The organism is Bradyrhizobium sp. AUGA SZCCT0176 (assembly GCF_018130145.1).
Taxonomy (GTDB): Bacteria; Pseudomonadota; Alphaproteobacteria; order Rhizobiales; family Xanthobacteraceae; genus Bradyrhizobium.
Genome location: NZ_JAFCMB010000003.1, coordinates 560,197 through 574,517 on the forward strand (window position 1 = coordinate 560,197; position 14,321 = coordinate 574,517).

Genomic DNA, 14,321 nt, shown 5'->3' on the forward strand with positions numbered 1-14,321 from the left:
CACCTTCTCGTAAGCCGGTTCAGTGGCCGGTCCAAAATCCGGGCACCGCCGGCTCCAGCCTGCCGCCCGCCCGCACCGGCGCAATTCGCAGCGCCAGCCCGGTGGCATCGTCGGTTTCGACCGCGACGCCGCTTAGTGTCGCCACACCGAACGCCGGTTCGAAACGACCCGAGGGAATGCCGGTGACGAAGCGGTGCAGCGGCTCTTCCTTCTGCATGCCGATGATCGAATCGTAATCGCCGGTCATGCCGGCGTCGCTCATATAGGCGGTGCCGCCGGGCAGCACCTGATGATCGGCGGTGGGCACATGGGTATGGGTGCCGACCACGAGGCTGGCGCGGCCGTCGCAGAAAAATCCCATGCCCTGCTTCTCGCTGGTCGCCTCGCCGTGGAAATCGACCACGATGGCGTCGGCCGCTTCGCGCAGCGGACAGGCGTCGAGCTCCTTGCCGACCGCGTTGAAGGGATCGTTGAGCGGCTCCATGAAGACGCGGCCCATCGCATTGATGACCAGCGCGCGCTTGCCGTTCTTGGTGTCGATCAGCGCGGCGCCGCGGCCCGGCGTATGGCGCGGAAAGTTCAGGGGGCGGATCAGGCGCGGCGCGCGCTCGATGAACACCAGCGCCTCCTTCTGATTCCAGGCGTGGTTGCCGAGCGTGACCGCATCCGCACCGGCGTCGAGGAAATCCTGATAGATCGCCTCGGTGATCCCGAAGCCGCCGGCCGCGTTCTCGCCGTTGACGATGACGAGATCGAGCGACCAGTCTCTGACCATGCCGGGGAGATGCTCGGAAATGGCGGTGCGGCCGGTCTTGCCGACGACGTCACCGATGAAGAGGATGCGCAAAATTCAGCTCCGGAAATCGAACACTTTCTTTTCCGTTAGCACAAAATCCAGCGCCACGTCGTGCGGCTGGGCCGGAACCGCCTTTATTTGCTGCACGGCAAACGCAGCACCGACGGCGACAATGGCTTTCGCCTTTCGCAAATGCTCCAGCGTGAAATCGTAATGTCCGGCGCCATAGCCGATCCGGTGCCCCGCGGCGTCGAACGCCGCCAGCGGCACCAGCATGATATCGGGAATGAGTTCAGCGGCCGCCGGCGACGGTTCGAGAATGCCGAGCGGCCCTAACATCAGCCGGTCGTTGGGGGACCACGCCCGGAACGCCAGCGACTTGCCGCGCGCCATCACGGCCGGCAGCGCCAGCCTGGCGCCCGCTTCCGCGAGCTTGCGCATCAACGGCGCCGGGTCGATCTCGCTGCGGATCGGCGAATAGCCGGAGACAACCATTCCGGGCGCGATCTCGAACGGCAGTTTACGCTTGGCGAGGGCTTGCGCCGCGTCGGCGCGCTGCTCGTCGCTCAATGCATCGCGCTTTGCCAAAGCGGCAGCGCGAAGTTCTGCTTTCGAAGCACTTGCCGTCATGCAGCGTTCTGTTCCGCCGAACATCGCCCGCGAAGACGGACGAAGCGAAAGTTGCAGGGCCTAGGTGGTGAAGCCGGTAGAGTAAAAGCTCGACGCAAAAATCAACCGAAACAAAAGTGCGAAGCCGTAATGGCCGTTGAAGCGCTCGATCCCGGAGTTCCCTACGAAAGTAGGTGGGCACCATATGACCGGATCCACGGACCCGGCCAGGGACAGTTCCCGGAAGGATCGATAAGGCCCCGGGGATATATGGCTTCTGACGCGCAACACAGCTTCGCCCTGCCAATGTAGCTACGATGCGGCCAAACCGCCAGCGTTAAGCGTGAGTTTTCAGCGTTTTCCGGGATCGCCATCGGACATAAGGTAAAAGCCCTTCGACGTAATCAGCCATTTGCCATCGATGCAGTGCCAAGTCAGATAATCCACGAATTCCATCGTAGCGATCTGCACGCGCGCCTTCACGAAGGCCATATCCGCGGAAGCAAAATCCATCTGCAGGATCTCATCGGCGCGAGCGGCGCCAAGCGACTTCGGCGATTGGCGCTTATCGAGGACGTTTTTGTAGGTCTCCATCGACCACGACATCATCTGCCCGTCGCGAAATCCGTGAAGGTGGGCGGTGGATCGAAAGACCTCAAGGAGGTGCGACGTGTCGCAATCGTACATAAGGTCGAAATATTTCTGCACGGCCTGAGTCAGGCTGGTTCGGCTAGCAGGGCTCACGGCGGGCGCGGTCAACTCTTGAAAAACCACGCCTTGAGAAGTTGGGGTCATCGAAGCCTCCGTTTGACGGATGAACAGGACCAGCCGCCGCACCTGAGGTCAGGGCATTTCAACTGGCCCGCTTCCGTTACGCCGGCGGCACGACCGGTAGCAAATTCATAATATGTAGTTCCAATATTCCATATCGGTCACTTCGCGATGACGAGCGAAAGCGCCTGCTCGATGTCATCAAGCGGTCGAGACAACCGTCCCAATTGAAGCCGGCGAATGAACCATGTCGAGACCGCAGGCTGAAAGTCGGGGACATGAAATGTCTTGATCTTTCGCTTGCCCGCAACCGCATTCAATTGGCTCACGGGCAACAGCCCAAAGCCAGCGCCGCGCGCGACGACCGATAGCTGCAGATCCTTGCTGAAAGCTTCGACGATCACCTTCGGCGGCCCGGCGCCCTCGCGCTCAAGCGCCTGTGTCAGGGCCGTGCGATAGCCGCAGCCTTCCGGCTGAATCACCCAGCCGATTTCATTCATCGCCCGCAGCGAGCGCCAGCGCGTCGGCGAAAGATTGGCAGCACCCATGATTCGTACCTGCTCCTTGCCAAGTCGGCGCGCCGGAAGTTCGCTTCTTGGCTTGCCCTCGGTGAGCAGCGAAATCACTGCAGCGTCGAGAGCTCCGCTATGCAATCGCTCGATCAAGGCTCCGGCCCAGTCGATGGAAATCTGGAGGGTGAGATCCGGAAACGTGGATCGCAACAAATCCAGCGGGCGTTCTGCGACAAGCTCAGCCAGCACGTGAGCGGCACCGATACGCAACACGCCGCTCGGTGCCGCCGCGGGCGAGAGAGCCTCGGAAAACGCGTCCGTCGCACGGAGGACACGTTGCCCATGCTCAAGCGCGACCCGACCATCGTGCGTCAGAATCAGGGGCTTGGTCTGTCGGTCAAACAACGTCGCGCCGAGATCGAGCTCAAGCCGCTGAACCAGCCGCGACACCGCAGACTGCGTCATATGCAACTGTCTGGCGGCGCCCTGGATCGACCCGACCCGCGCCACCGTCACAAATGTACGAATCTCGTTCAGGTTCACGAAAGCCTCCCGTCACGAACATTCCATTTCGGTAACATCTCCGGCAATGACTTGCAAAAACCGAATGGAGGACGGGATGCGGCATTGCGAACCAGCGGGTCGCGTGAATGCGCGCCTGACGACAGGCTCCGCGAAGCAATCCATGGGTCATCAAGACAGGATGGGTTGCTTCGTCGTTGTGCTCCCCGCAAAGGCGGATAAGCCTGCGGCGGGCAACGTCCTACCCGATCGCGACGCCGCCGCCGATGGTGCGGTTCAGCATCTGCGTGGTCTTTTCGATGCGGTCGGCTGCGGCATTGAGCGCGTTGGCGACCGCGGTCTGCGTCGTTCGGGCGCGATCGGTGGCTGCGACGCGCACATTGCGCAAGGCGTCGAGTTCTTCCTCGAGCGCACGGATACGCTGGTTGGCGTCGAGCAGTTCGTCGCACACGGTGAGCGCCGCCATCACGGTAAGCCGCGCATCGCCGATCTCGCCGAACTTGCCGCGCAGCGATTCGACGCGCGCTTCGAGGTTCTCGGCGAGCTTGAGCAGACGCACTTCCTGCCCTTCCTCGCAGGCCATGCGGTACTGCCGGCCGTTGATGGTGACGTTGATGTGGCTCATGAGCTTTCTCCGGCGTCCAGCACGGCGCGGATGGTGCCGATCGCGGCGTCGAGTTTTTCCGATATCTCGCGGTTGGTGCGCTCCAGCCGCCGGGTCTTCACCAGCGAGCCGTCGAGTTCGTCGGCCAGGCGCGAGCGGTCGGCGCCGAGTGCCTGGATCCGGCTCGCGAGTTCATTCTCGTCACGGTCGGCATCGCGCCGCCGCTCGGCCGCAGCTTCCAGCGCATCGAGCGCCGCCATCAGCCGCCGGGTTGCAGCGTCGATGTCGGCAAAGGCGAGCTCGGGGTTGCCGGCCCCGTTGGCGGGACGATCGCTCATGAGAGACAGCGCGCACCTTCGGTTAAGCCGGCCGCACAGCAAAATCTGCGGTTCGGCAAGCGGTTAGGCCGCTAAATTTACGTGGCAAGCGAGGACAGCGCAACGCCCGCGCGAAGCTATGCACCGGTAGATCGGGACGACCGGTCATCCCGATCTACCGGTCTTGTCTGAGCATGACCTCTTCGGAAAACCGGTCTCCACTTTTCCGGGTCATGCATTAAGCAACCTTTCGCACCGGATTGGCGTTTCCTTGCCTTGGACTCCGGGATTTGAGGTGCTATCCAGCCCAGACTTCCCTAGGCCAAAGCCCTCGTATTGCGGCCCTTCCCGGTACGCACCCCGCAACCAAGCACCTCATTTCAGGCGGATTTTCATCATGACGCAGGTCGATCATTCCCGTATGGCCAATGCGATCCGTGGCCTCGCCATGGATGCCGTCGAGAAGGCGAAATCCGGCCATCCCGGCCTGCCGATGGGCGCCGCCGACATCGCGACCGTGCTGTTCACCCAGTTCCTGAAATTCGATGCCGCCGAGCCAAAGTGGCCGGACCGCGACCGTTTCGTTCTCTCGGCCGGGCACGGCTCGATGCTGCTGTATGCGTTGCTGTACCTGACCGGCAACAAGGACATGACGCTCGACCAGATCAAGAATTTCCGCGCATTGGGATCGCTGACGCCGGGTCACCCCGAGAACTTCCACACCAAGGGTATCGAGACCACGACGGGTCCGCTCGGCCAGGGCATCGCAACGTCGGTCGGCATGGCGCTGGCGGAGAAGATGCTCGCCGCCGAGTTCGGCAAGAAGGTGGTCGGCCATCACACCTATGTGCTCGCCTCCGACGGCGACCTGATGGAAGGCGTGTCGCAGGAAGCGATCGCGATGGCCGGTCACTGGAAGCTCAACAAGCTGATCGTGCTGTATGACGACAACGGCATTTCGATCGACGGCCCGACCTCGATCGCCGATTCCGTCGACCAGGTGAAGCGCTTCAAGTCGGCCGGCTGGGCCGCCGAACTGATCGACGGCCATGATCCGAAGGCGATCGCAGCCGCCATCACCCGTGCCCAGAAGTCCAACAAGCCGTCGATGATCGCCTGCAAGACCACCATCGGCTTCGGCGCACCGACTCGCGCCGGCACTGCAAAAGCCCATGGCGAGGCGCTCGGCGCCGAAGAACTGAAGGGCGCCAAGGAAAAGCTCGGCATCTCGCTCGAGCCGTTCTCGGTGCCCGACGACGTCCTGAAGGCGTGGCGCGCCGCCGGCAGCCGAGGCGCCGCTGCGCGCCAGGAATGGGAAGGCGTGTTCGGCGAACTGGGTCCGCGCAAGCGCGCCGAATTCGAGCGCCGGCTGCGCCATGAGCGCCCGGCCTCGCTCGCCAAGGCGCTGCGCGACCACAAGAAGAAGCTGCTCGAGACGCCGCAGAACGTCGCGACCCGGAAATCCTCGGAATCGGCGATCGAGGCAATCGCCGGCGCAATGCCGATGGAATTCCTCGCCGGCTCGGCCGATCTGACCGGCTCCAACAACAACAAGGCAAAATCGGCTGTCGCGTTTTCCGCCAAGACGCCGAAGGGCCGCTTCATCCATTACGGCATCCGCGAGCACGGCATGGCCGCGGCCATGAACGGCGTCTTCCTGCATGGCGGTTTTGCGCCCAATGGCGCCACCTTCCTGGTGTTCACCGATTACGCGCGGCCGGCAATGCGGCTCGCGGCGCTGATGGGCGCGGGCGTCGTCTATGTCATGACTCATGATTCGATCGGGCTGGGCGAAGACGGACCGACGCATCAGCCGGTCGAGCATCTGGCGGCGCTGCGGGCTATTCCCAACATGCGCGTGTTCCGGCCCTGTGACGCCGTCGAGGTCACCGAATGCTGGGAGCTCGCGCTCAACCGCATCGACGGCCCGACCGTGCTGGCGCTGACGCGCCAGAACCTGCCGCAATTGCGCACGACCGCGCCGAACGACAATCCCTGCAGCCACGGCGCCTATGAACTGGTCGCCGCCCAGGGCGAGGCAAAGGTTTCGCTGTTCGCCTCCGGATCCGAGGTCGAGATCGCGGTCGCCGCCCAGAAGCAGTTGGCCGAACGCGGCATCGCGTCGCGGGTGGTTTCGGTGCCCTCGCTCGAATTGCTGCTGGCGCAGCCGGCGGACCGCCAGAAGGCCGTTATCGGCAACGCGCCGGTCAAGATCGCGATCGAGGCCGCGGTGCGCTGGGGCTGGGACGCCGTGATTGGCCAGGATGGTGAATTCATTGGCATGCACGGCTTCGGCGCCAGCGCGCCCGCCAAGGACCTTTACAAGCACTTCGGGATTACCGCCGAGGCTGCGGTTAACGCTGCCCTGAAGCGCCTCTAGAACCTTGTCGGTTCTGATTGAATCAGAACCGAAGCTCTAGACTCTTGTTTTGACGCGTTTTCCTTCGCTCGAAAACGCACTATTGCCCGTTTCCGAAGTTCGCGCGCCATTTGCGGCCCTGCGAACTTCGGACACAAAAGGGCAGTAGACGGCAGTTAACTTTGGTGTGCCGCTTATCGAAGTTCCTGACCGTGCTCTGCGCAACCATTGCAGGAACTTCAACTCGGCGGCGCGCTGCTGACGGTTGAGCTTGTTGGCAAAAAGGTCTACCTAAAAGCTCATCTTGACCGTTCTCGCCCGGCCGAACCGGGCGATCCGCCGTAAGCACCGCCGTGGAACCATTCCACGGGGGTGACACCAGCTATTAAAGGAGAAACGAGCATGGCAATCCGGGTCGCGATCAACGGATTTGGCCGCATCGGCCGCAACATCTTGCGGGCGATTGCGGAATCCGGCCGCAAGGATATCGAAGTCGTAGGGATCAACGATCTCGGCCCGGTCGAGACCAACGCCCATCTGCTGCGTTTCGATTCCGTGCATGGCCGTTTCCCCGGCACCGTGACCGTCGACGGCGATTCGATCAACCTCGGCAACGGCAAGATCAAGGTTTCCTCCGAGCGCGATCCCTCGAAGCTGCCGTGGAAGGAACTCGGCGTCGACATCGCGATGGAATGCACCGGCATCTTCAGTGCCAAGGCCAAGGCCACTGCGCACCTGACCGCCGGCGCCAAGCGCGTGCTGGTTTCCGCGCCGTCGGATGGCGCCGACGCCACGATCGTCTACGGCGTCAATCACGACAAGCTGACCAGGGAGCACCTCGTCGTCTCCAACGGTTCCTGCACCACGAACTGCCTGGCCCCGATCGCCAAGGTGTTGAACGACACCGTCGGTATCGAAACCGGCTTCATGACCACGATCCACGCCTATACCGGCGACCAGCCGACGCTCGACACCCTGCACAGCGACCTCTATCGCGGCCGTGCGGCAGCGATGTCGATGATCCCGACCTCCACCGGTGCGGCCAAGGCGATCGGCCTCGTGCTGCCCGAACTTCAGGGCAAGCTCGACGGCGTCGCGATCCGCGTGCCGACCCCGAACGTCTCGGTGGTCGATCTCAAGATCGTCGCCAAGCGCGCCACCGACGTGAAGGAAATCAACGCGGCGATGAAGCGCGCCTCCGAGCAGGAGCTGAAGGGCATTTTGGGCTATACCACCGCGCCCAACGTCTCGATCGACTTCAACCACGACCCCCACTCGTCCACCTTCCATGTGGACCAGACCAAGGTGCAGAACGGCACGCTGGTGCGGGTGATGTCCTGGTACGACAATGAATGGGGTTTCTCCAACCGCATGGGCGACACCGCCGTGGCGATGGGGAAGCTGCTGTAAGTTAGTCTCGTGTCCCGGACGCGGTGCAGCGTTCTTCACGCTGCTCCGCAGAGCCGGGACCCATTTGCACCGCGACCCGCCCAACCATGGGTCCCGGTTCTGCACGGCGGCGTTTCGCGCCGCAGTGCGCCCGGGACAAGAGACCACCCCAATGACAAAATCATTCCGCACCCTCGATGACGTCGACGTGAAGGGCAAACGCGTGCTGCTGCGCGTCGACCTCAACGTCCCCACCGACAATGGCCGCGTCACCGACGCCACCCGGCTCGAGCGCGTCGCCCCCACCATCACCGAGATCTCGGGCAAGGGCGGCAAGGTCATCCTGCTGGCGCATTTCGGCAGGCCGAAGGGACGCGACGCCAAGGAGTCGCTGAAGCCCGTCGCGGCGGCGCTGTCGCAGGTCATCAAGAAGCCGGTCGGCTTTGCCGATGACTGCATTGGCGAGGCCGCCGCAAACGCGGTCGCCGCGATGAAGGACGGCGACATCCTCTGCCTGGAAAACACCCGTTTTCACAAAGAGGAAGAAAAGAACGATCCGGCGTTTGTCGCCGAATTGGCGAAGCTCGGCGACATCTGGGTCAACGACGCGTTCTCGGCGGCGCACCGCGCCCACGCCTCGACCGAAGGTCTCGGCCACAAGCTGCCGGGCTATGCCGGCCGCACCATGCAGGCCGAGCTCGACGCGCTCGGCAAAGCGCTGGAAGCGCCGACCAAGCCCGTCATTGCAATCATCGGCGGCGCAAAAGTCTCGACCAAAATCGATCTTCTGGAAAACCTCGTCAGCAAGGTCGACGCGCTCGTCATCGGCGGCGGCATGGCCAACACCTTCCTGCACGCCCAGGGCATCGGCGTCGGCAAATCGCTGGCGGAAAAGGATCTGGCGGCGACCGCGCTACGGATCATGGAAAAGGCCGAAGCCGCCAACTGCGCCATCATCCTCCCCGTCGACGCCGTGGTCGCCTATCATTTCGCGGCCAATTCGCCCTCGCATGCCTATGGCCTCGACGCCATTCCGGCCGACGGCATGATCCTCGACGTCGGCCCGCAATCGATTGCGCGGATCCACGCTGCGATCGACGACGCCGCGACGCTGGTCTGGAACGGCCCGCTTGGCGCCTTCGAAATGACGCCGTTCGACCGCGGCACCATGGTATCGGCCAGGCACGCCGCCGAGCGCACCAAGGCCAAGAAGCTGATCTCGGTCGCGGGCGGCGGCGACACCGTCGCGGCCCTGAACCAGGCCGGCGTGGCCGGCGATTTTTCCTATGTTTCGACCGCGGGCGGCGCGTTTCTTGAATGGATGGAGGGGAAACCCTTGCCCGGTGTCGAAGTTCTAAAAGTTCGCTAGTACCTTCAACTGACAGCAGATCGAGCGCTTAGGGCGCTGTAAATACAAGGAGAATTCGGATGGCTCGGATTACGTTGCGTCAATTGCTCGACCACGCGGCGGAGCATGATTACGGCGTGCCGGCCTTCAACATCAACAATATGGAGCAGGCCCTCGCGATCATGGAGGCCGCCTCCAGCCTCGATGCGCCGGTCATCATCCAGGCCTCGCGCGGCGCGCGCTCCTACGCCAACGACATCATGCTCAAGCACATGATGGACGCCGTCACCGAAATCTATCCGCAGATCCCGGTCTGCGTGCACCTCGATCACGGCAATGCTCCCGACACCTGCATGACCGCGATCCAGGCCGGCTTCACCTCGGTCATGATGGACGGTTCGCTGAAGGCCGACGGCAAGAGCCCGGCCGACTGGACCTACAACGTCGGCGTCACCAAGACCGTCACCGACATGGCCCATCTCGGCGGCATCTCGGTGGAAGGCGAACTCGGCGTGCTCGGCTCGCTCGAAACCGGCATGGGCGACAAGGAAGACGGCCACGGCGCCGAAGGTAAATTGTCGCACGACCAGCTGCTGACCAACCCTGACGAGGCCGTGAAGTTCGTGCAGGAGACCAAAGTCGACGCGCTGGCGATCGCGATGGGCACCTCGCACGGCGCCTACAAGTTCACCCGCAAGCCCGACGGCGACATCCTCGCCATGAAGGTGATCGAGGAGATCCACCGCAAGCTGCCGAACACGCATCTGGTGATGCACGGTTCGTCCTCGGTGCCGCAGGATCTGCAGGACATCATCAACGCCAACGGCGGCAAGATGAAAGCGACCTGGGGCGTGCCGGTTTCCGAGATCCAGCGCGGCATCAAGAACGGGGTGCGCAAGATCAACATCGACACCGACAACCGGATGGCGATGACCGGGCAGATCCGCAAGGTTCTGAAGGACAATCCGGAAGAGTTCGACCCGCGCAAATACCTCAAGCCCGCGATGGAAGCGATGACCAAGCTGTGCAAGCAGCGGCTGCAGGAATTCAACACCGCGGGCCAGGCCAGCAAGATCAAGAAGGTGCTGACCACGGCCGAAATGGCCAAGCGCTACAGCAAGGGCGAGCTTGACCCGAAGGTCGCCTGAGACAGCGCCAACCCGCCGCGGAGGCTGCCGGCCGCGACGAACGATTTCTAGGCAATTGCCCGAGAACCGCCTATTTTGGTTTGCAAGGCAGGTGTCTGGAGAACGGATCAATGAATCTCGCTGACCTCAACAAGGTCGCCCTCGCCATGGTCACGCCGGGCAAGGGCGTACTCGCCGCCGACGAGTCCTCAGGTACGATCAAGAAGCGCTTCGACGCCATCAGCGTCGAGTCGACCGAGGAGACGCGCCGCGACTACCGGGAAATGCTGTTTCGCTCGCAGGAGGCGATGAGCAAATACGTCTCGGGCGTCATCCTCTATGACGAAACCATCTGGCAGAATGCCAAGGACGGCACGCCGCTGGTCAAGCTGATCGAACAGTCCGGCGCCATCCCCGGCATCAAGGTGGATGAAGGAACCCAGGGCTTGCCGAACTGCCCCGGCGAATTGATCACGGCTGGGCTCGACAAGCTCGCCGAGCGTCTGAAGAAATATTACGAGCGCGGCGCACGGTTCGCCAAATGGCGGGCGGTGATCGACATCGGCCAGAATATCCCCAGCATGACCGCGATCCATGTCAACGCGCATGCGCTCGCCCGTTACGCCGCGTTGTGCCAGCAAGCGCAGATCGTGCCGATCGTCGAGCCGGAAGTGTTGATGGACGGCGATCACGACATCGACCGCTGCTACGAAGTGACCCAGCGCGTCCTGAACAAGACATTCCAGGAATTGCGGATCCAGCGCGTCGCACTGGAGGGCATGATCCTGAAACCCAACATGGCGATATCAGGCAAGAAGAGCGCAAAGCCATCGCCGGTCGAAGAGGTCGCGGAGAAGACCATCCGGCTATTGAAGAGCTGCGTTCCGGCGGCCGTTCCCGGCATCGCCTTCCTCTCCGGCGGACAATCCGACGAGGATGCGACTGCGCATCTCAATGCCATGAACCGGATCGGCGGCCTCCCTTGGCGGCTGACCTTCTCCTACGGCCGCGCGCTGCAGGCGGCGCCGCAAAAGGCGTGGTCGGGCAAGGCCGACAACGTCGCGGCCGGCCAGCGCGCATTCACGCACCGGGCGCGAATGAATGCGCTGGCGAGCAAGGGTGAGTGGGAAGCCGGCCTGGAAAAGAAGGTCGCATAGCATTGGCCGCCAAACCCGTTCCGCAGCGCCCGGTGCCGCGCCTCTATCTCGCGACATCAGTCGTGGACGATCCGTCGCAGCTCATAGCCAGCCTCCCCGGCCTGCTCGCCGCGGCCGACGTCGCCGCCGTGCTGCTGCGGCTGCGCGAGACTGACCAGCGCACCATGATCTCGCGCATCAAGGCGCTGGCGCCCGTCGTTCAGGACGGCGGCGCGGCGCTGCTGCTGGATGGCCATGTCGAGCTGGTGGCGCGCGGCGGCGCCGATGGCGCCCATCTGACCGGGATCGCTTCCATCGAAGACGCCTTCCCGTCCCTCAAGCCCGATCGCATCGCCGGCGTCGGCGGCCTCGCCACGCGGCACGATTCGATGGCCGCGGGCGAAGCGGGCGCGGACTACGTGCTGTTCGGTGAGCCCGACGCCAAAGGCGAGCGCCCCTCGGCGGAAGCGATCGCCGAGCGCCTGCAATGGTGGGATGAATTGTTCGAACCGCCCTGCGTCGGTTATGCGGCCTCACGCGAGGAGGCCTGCGAATTTGCCGCCGCAGGTGCGGATTTCGTGCTTGTCGGCGATTTCATCTGGGCCGATCCGCGCGGGCCCGAGGCGGCGCTGATCGATATCGAGCAGGCGATCACGCAAGCGCACGCCGCCGCGTTTGGAAAAAACAAGAGCACGGACAACACCACCGAGCAGACGACCGGACGGGGATAGCGCCGGAGATGAGACTGCTGCGTCCGATATCGATCCTTGGCTGCTGCCTGATGGCGGCGGCCGGCGCATCGGCGCAGATCTCGCTGACGCCGCCCGCAGCGCAGCCGCCCGCGCCTGCCAGCAAGCCGGCCGCGAAGAAAGAGACGCCCACAGAGACTTCCAAGGATGCTTCCAAGGAGGCCCCGAAGCCGAAGGCGCCCACTGTCGCCAAGAAGCCTGCGGCTACGCCCAAACCGGCCGCGCCGCCCACTCCGGCAGCTTCACCCACGCCCAGCTTTGACGATCCTAATGTCGATCTCGTCTACGGCGCCTATCAGCGTGGCCTCTACAAGACCGCGCTCGATCTGGCGCTGACGCGGGCGCAATATGCCGGCGACGCCAAGGCGATGACGATGATCGGCGAGCTCTACTCCGGCGCCCTCGGCGTCAAGCGCGACTACGCGAAGGCCATCGAGTGGTACCAGCGCGCCGCCGACGCCGGCGACCGCGAGGGCATGTTTGCGCTGGCGATGATGAAGCTTTCCGGCCGCGGCGGCCCGGTCAACCGCGAGCAAGCGGTCAAGCTGCTGGCTTCCGCCGCCAAGCTCGGCAATCCCAAGGCGGCGTATAACCTGGCGCTGCTGTATCTCGACGGGCAGACACTGCCGCAGGATGTGAAACGTTCCGCCGAATTGCTGCGGATCGCGGCCGACGCCGGCAACCCGGAAGCGCAATACGCGCTGGCGACCTTCTACAAGGAAGGCACCGGCGTGCCCAAGGACATCGACAAGGCGGTGCGCCTGCTGCAAGCCGCGTCGCTGGCCGACAATGTCGATGCCGAGGTCGAATACGCGATCGCGCTCTATAACGGCACCGGCACGCCGAAGAACGAGGCCGCCGGCGTCGCACTGCTCCGCAAGGCGGCCCGGCAGAACAGCCCGATTGCGCAGAACCGCCTCGCCCGCGTGCTGGTCAGTGGACAGGGCGTGGCGGTCGACAAGGTCGAGGCCCTGAAATGGCACATTGTCGCCAAAACCGCAGGCAAGGGCGATCCGATGCTGGACGACGCGCTGGCGAGCCTCAGTCCCGAGGACCGCGCCAAGGCCCAGGAGGCCGCCCGCAAATGGATCGGCAACGACAAGAAATGACGCCTTGACGGCGACACATCGTCAGGGCACCCAGTCCCTCACCCCTCGCTAAACCCTTGGGCGGCATTGGCCGTTTTCCTCCTAACCCATAAGCCCCGCATCATGCTGCATTCAGCCCTTATCAACGTCATGGTGAAAGCCGCGCGCCACGCCGGCCGCAGCCTCAAGCGCGACCTCGGCGAGGTCGAGCATCTGCAGGTGTCGCTGAAGGGGCCTGCGAATTTCGTCACCATGGCCGACAAGCGCGCCGAGGAACTGCTCTATGCGGATCTGACCAAGTCGCGGCCGGGTTACGGCTTCATCGGCGAGGAAGGCGGCACGCGCGAAGGCGCCGACAAGAGCCATACCTGGATCGTCGATCCCCTGGACGGCACGACGAACTTCCTGCACGGTATTCCGCAATTCGCGATCTCGATCGGCCTGCAGCGCGAAGGCACCATCATCGCCGGCGTGATCTACAATCCGGCCAATGACGAGCTCTACATCGCCGAGCGCGGCAAGGGCGCGTTCCTCAACGACCAGCGGCTGCGCGTCGCCGGCCGGCGCCAGCTCGACGAATGCGTGGTCGGCTGCGGCCTGCCGCATATCGGGCGCGGCGATCATGCTCAGTCGCGGCTGGAAATGACCGCGATCCAGGAGCGGGTTGCAGGCCTTCGAAGGTTCGGCGCCGCCTCGCTCGACATGGCCTTCGTCGCCGCCGGCCGCCTCGACGGTTATTGGGAGCGCAATCTGCAGCCATGGGACATGGCGGCCGGACAGATCATGATCCGCGAGGCCGGCGGCGTCGTGTCAGGCATGGCGGGCGACGACGATCCGCTCACGACGGGTCACCTGATCTGCGGCAACGAGTTCGTGCACAAAGAGCTGGTGAAGATTCTGAAGCCGCTCTAACGGTGCAGCGATGCGCAAGGCCGCTGCCACGGCCGCGCCAGGAGCTTGCCGGTGGAGGTGACAAGTCGGTGTGGCGAATAAT

At 63.8% G+C, this 14,321-nt stretch carries 14 protein-coding genes and 1 other RNA gene; 8 read left to right on the forward strand and 7 right to left on the reverse strand.

All coding sequences use genetic code 11. From position 1 onward, the window contains the following. Positions 1–19 precede the first annotated feature (19 nt). From JQ600_RS10880 to JQ600_RS10910, 7 genes are all read right to left on the reverse strand, one after another. Complete coding sequence (locus JQ600_RS10880; protein ID WP_192736867.1) at positions 20–847, reverse strand: TIGR00282 family metallophosphoesterase; 828 nt, start codon at positions 845–847, stop codon at positions 20–22. Between the two features lie 3 nt (positions 848–850). Next, on the reverse strand, positions 851–1,426 hold the full coding sequence (locus tag JQ600_RS10885; protein ID WP_212265550.1) for a 5-formyltetrahydrofolate cyclo-ligase: 576 nt from the start codon (positions 1,424–1,426) through the stop codon (positions 851–853). A 117-nt stretch (positions 1,427–1,543) separates the two neighbouring features. Further along, a non-coding RNA gene (ssrS, locus tag JQ600_RS10890) (6S RNA) lies at positions 1,544–1,704 on the reverse strand. Between the two features lie 52 nt (positions 1,705–1,756). After that, the gene (locus tag JQ600_RS10895) at positions 1,757–2,200 is read right to left on the reverse strand and encodes a nuclear transport factor 2 family protein (RefSeq protein ID WP_212265549.1); all 444 of its coding nucleotides are present in this window, start codon (positions 2,198–2,200) and stop codon (positions 1,757–1,759) included. A gap of 137 nt (positions 2,201–2,337) precedes the next feature. Further along, the gene (locus JQ600_RS10900) at positions 2,338–3,231 is read right to left on the reverse strand and encodes a LysR family transcriptional regulator (protein WP_212391555.1); all 894 of its coding nucleotides are present in this window, start codon (positions 3,229–3,231) and stop codon (positions 2,338–2,340) included. 220 nt (positions 3,232–3,451) lie between these two features. Further along, complete coding sequence (locus JQ600_RS10905) at positions 3,452–3,835, reverse strand: cell division protein ZapA (RefSeq protein WP_212265547.1); 384 nt, start codon at positions 3,833–3,835, stop codon at positions 3,452–3,454. Next, positions 3,832–4,152 (reverse strand): DUF4164 domain-containing protein, encoded by a 321-nt coding sequence (locus tag JQ600_RS10910; RefSeq protein ID WP_192736870.1) that lies wholly within the window; start codon positions 4,150–4,152, stop codon positions 3,832–3,834. The genes JQ600_RS10905 and JQ600_RS10910 overlap by 4 nt, the downstream gene beginning before the upstream one ends. 376 nt (positions 4,153–4,528) lie before the next feature. Between JQ600_RS10910 and tkt the strand changes: the two genes are divergently transcribed. The 8 genes from tkt to JQ600_RS10950 all read left to right on the forward strand — a co-directional run bounded on the left by tkt (position 4,529) and on the right by JQ600_RS10950 (position 14,239). Then, positions 4,529–6,511, forward strand: a complete 1,983-nt coding sequence (gene tkt, locus JQ600_RS10915) for a transketolase (protein WP_212391553.1) — start codon at positions 4,529–4,531, stop codon at positions 6,509–6,511. Positions 6,512–6,892: 381 nt separating this feature from the next. Continuing rightward, complete coding sequence (gene gap, locus JQ600_RS10920) at positions 6,893–7,900, forward strand: type I glyceraldehyde-3-phosphate dehydrogenase (protein ID WP_212265545.1); 1,008 nt, start codon at positions 6,893–6,895, stop codon at positions 7,898–7,900. A 151-nt stretch (positions 7,901–8,051) separates the two neighbouring features. Then, on the forward strand, positions 8,052–9,248 hold the full coding sequence (locus JQ600_RS10925) for a phosphoglycerate kinase (protein ID WP_212391552.1): 1,197 nt from the start codon (positions 8,052–8,054) through the stop codon (positions 9,246–9,248). Between the two features lie 59 nt (positions 9,249–9,307). Continuing rightward, positions 9,308–10,375, forward strand: coding sequence for a class II fructose-bisphosphate aldolase (gene fba, locus JQ600_RS10930; protein ID WP_212391550.1), 1,068 nt, complete (start codon positions 9,308–9,310; stop codon positions 10,373–10,375). A 110-nt stretch (positions 10,376–10,485) separates the two neighbouring features. After that, complete coding sequence (locus tag JQ600_RS10935; protein ID WP_212391548.1) at positions 10,486–11,511, forward strand: class I fructose-bisphosphate aldolase; 1,026 nt, start codon at positions 10,486–10,488, stop codon at positions 11,509–11,511. Between the two features lie 2 nt (positions 11,512–11,513). After that, entirely contained in the window at positions 11,514–12,221 is a 708-nt protein-coding gene (locus JQ600_RS10940) for a thiamine phosphate synthase (RefSeq protein ID WP_212391546.1), read from the forward strand. 8 nt (positions 12,222–12,229) lie between these two features. Further along, positions 12,230–13,348, forward strand: coding sequence for a tetratricopeptide repeat protein (locus JQ600_RS10945; RefSeq protein ID WP_212391544.1), 1,119 nt, complete (start codon positions 12,230–12,232; stop codon positions 13,346–13,348). A 102-nt stretch (positions 13,349–13,450) separates the two neighbouring features. After that, complete coding sequence (locus JQ600_RS10950; protein WP_212391542.1) at positions 13,451–14,239, forward strand: inositol monophosphatase family protein; 789 nt, start codon at positions 13,451–13,453, stop codon at positions 14,237–14,239. Positions 14,240–14,321 lie beyond the last annotated feature (82 nt).

What these genes read in the sequence shown, in the direction of transcription:
- JQ600_RS10885 (WP_212265550.1), bottom strand. Translation starts at nt 1,426, where the DNA reads ATGACGGCAAGTGCTTCGAAAGCAGAACTTCGCGCTGCCGCTTTGGCA.
- JQ600_RS10895 (WP_212265549.1), bottom strand. Translation starts at nt 2,200, where the DNA reads ATGACCCCAACTTCTCAAGGCGTGGTTTTTCAAGAGTTGACCGCGCCC.
- JQ600_RS10905 (WP_212265547.1), bottom strand. Translation starts at nt 3,835, where the DNA reads ATGAGCCACATCAACGTCACCATCAACGGCCGGCAGTACCGCATGGCC.
- JQ600_RS10910 (WP_192736870.1), bottom strand. Translation starts at nt 4,152, where the DNA reads ATGAGCGATCGTCCCGCCAACGGGGCCGGCAACCCCGAGCTCGCCTTT.
- tkt (WP_212391553.1), top strand. Translation starts at nt 4,529, where the DNA reads ATGACGCAGGTCGATCATTCCCGTATGGCCAATGCGATCCGTGGCCTC.
- gap (WP_212265545.1), top strand. Translation starts at nt 6,893, where the DNA reads ATGGCAATCCGGGTCGCGATCAACGGATTTGGCCGCATCGGCCGCAAC.
- JQ600_RS10925 (WP_212391552.1), top strand. Translation starts at nt 8,052, where the DNA reads ATGACAAAATCATTCCGCACCCTCGATGACGTCGACGTGAAGGGCAAA.
- fba (WP_212391550.1), top strand. Translation starts at nt 9,308, where the DNA reads ATGGCTCGGATTACGTTGCGTCAATTGCTCGACCACGCGGCGGAGCAT.
- JQ600_RS10935 (WP_212391548.1), top strand. Translation starts at nt 10,486, where the DNA reads ATGAATCTCGCTGACCTCAACAAGGTCGCCCTCGCCATGGTCACGCCG.
- JQ600_RS10945 (WP_212391544.1), top strand. Translation starts at nt 12,230, where the DNA reads ATGAGACTGCTGCGTCCGATATCGATCCTTGGCTGCTGCCTGATGGCG.
- JQ600_RS10950 (WP_212391542.1), top strand. Translation starts at nt 13,451, where the DNA reads ATGCTGCATTCAGCCCTTATCAACGTCATGGTGAAAGCCGCGCGCCAC.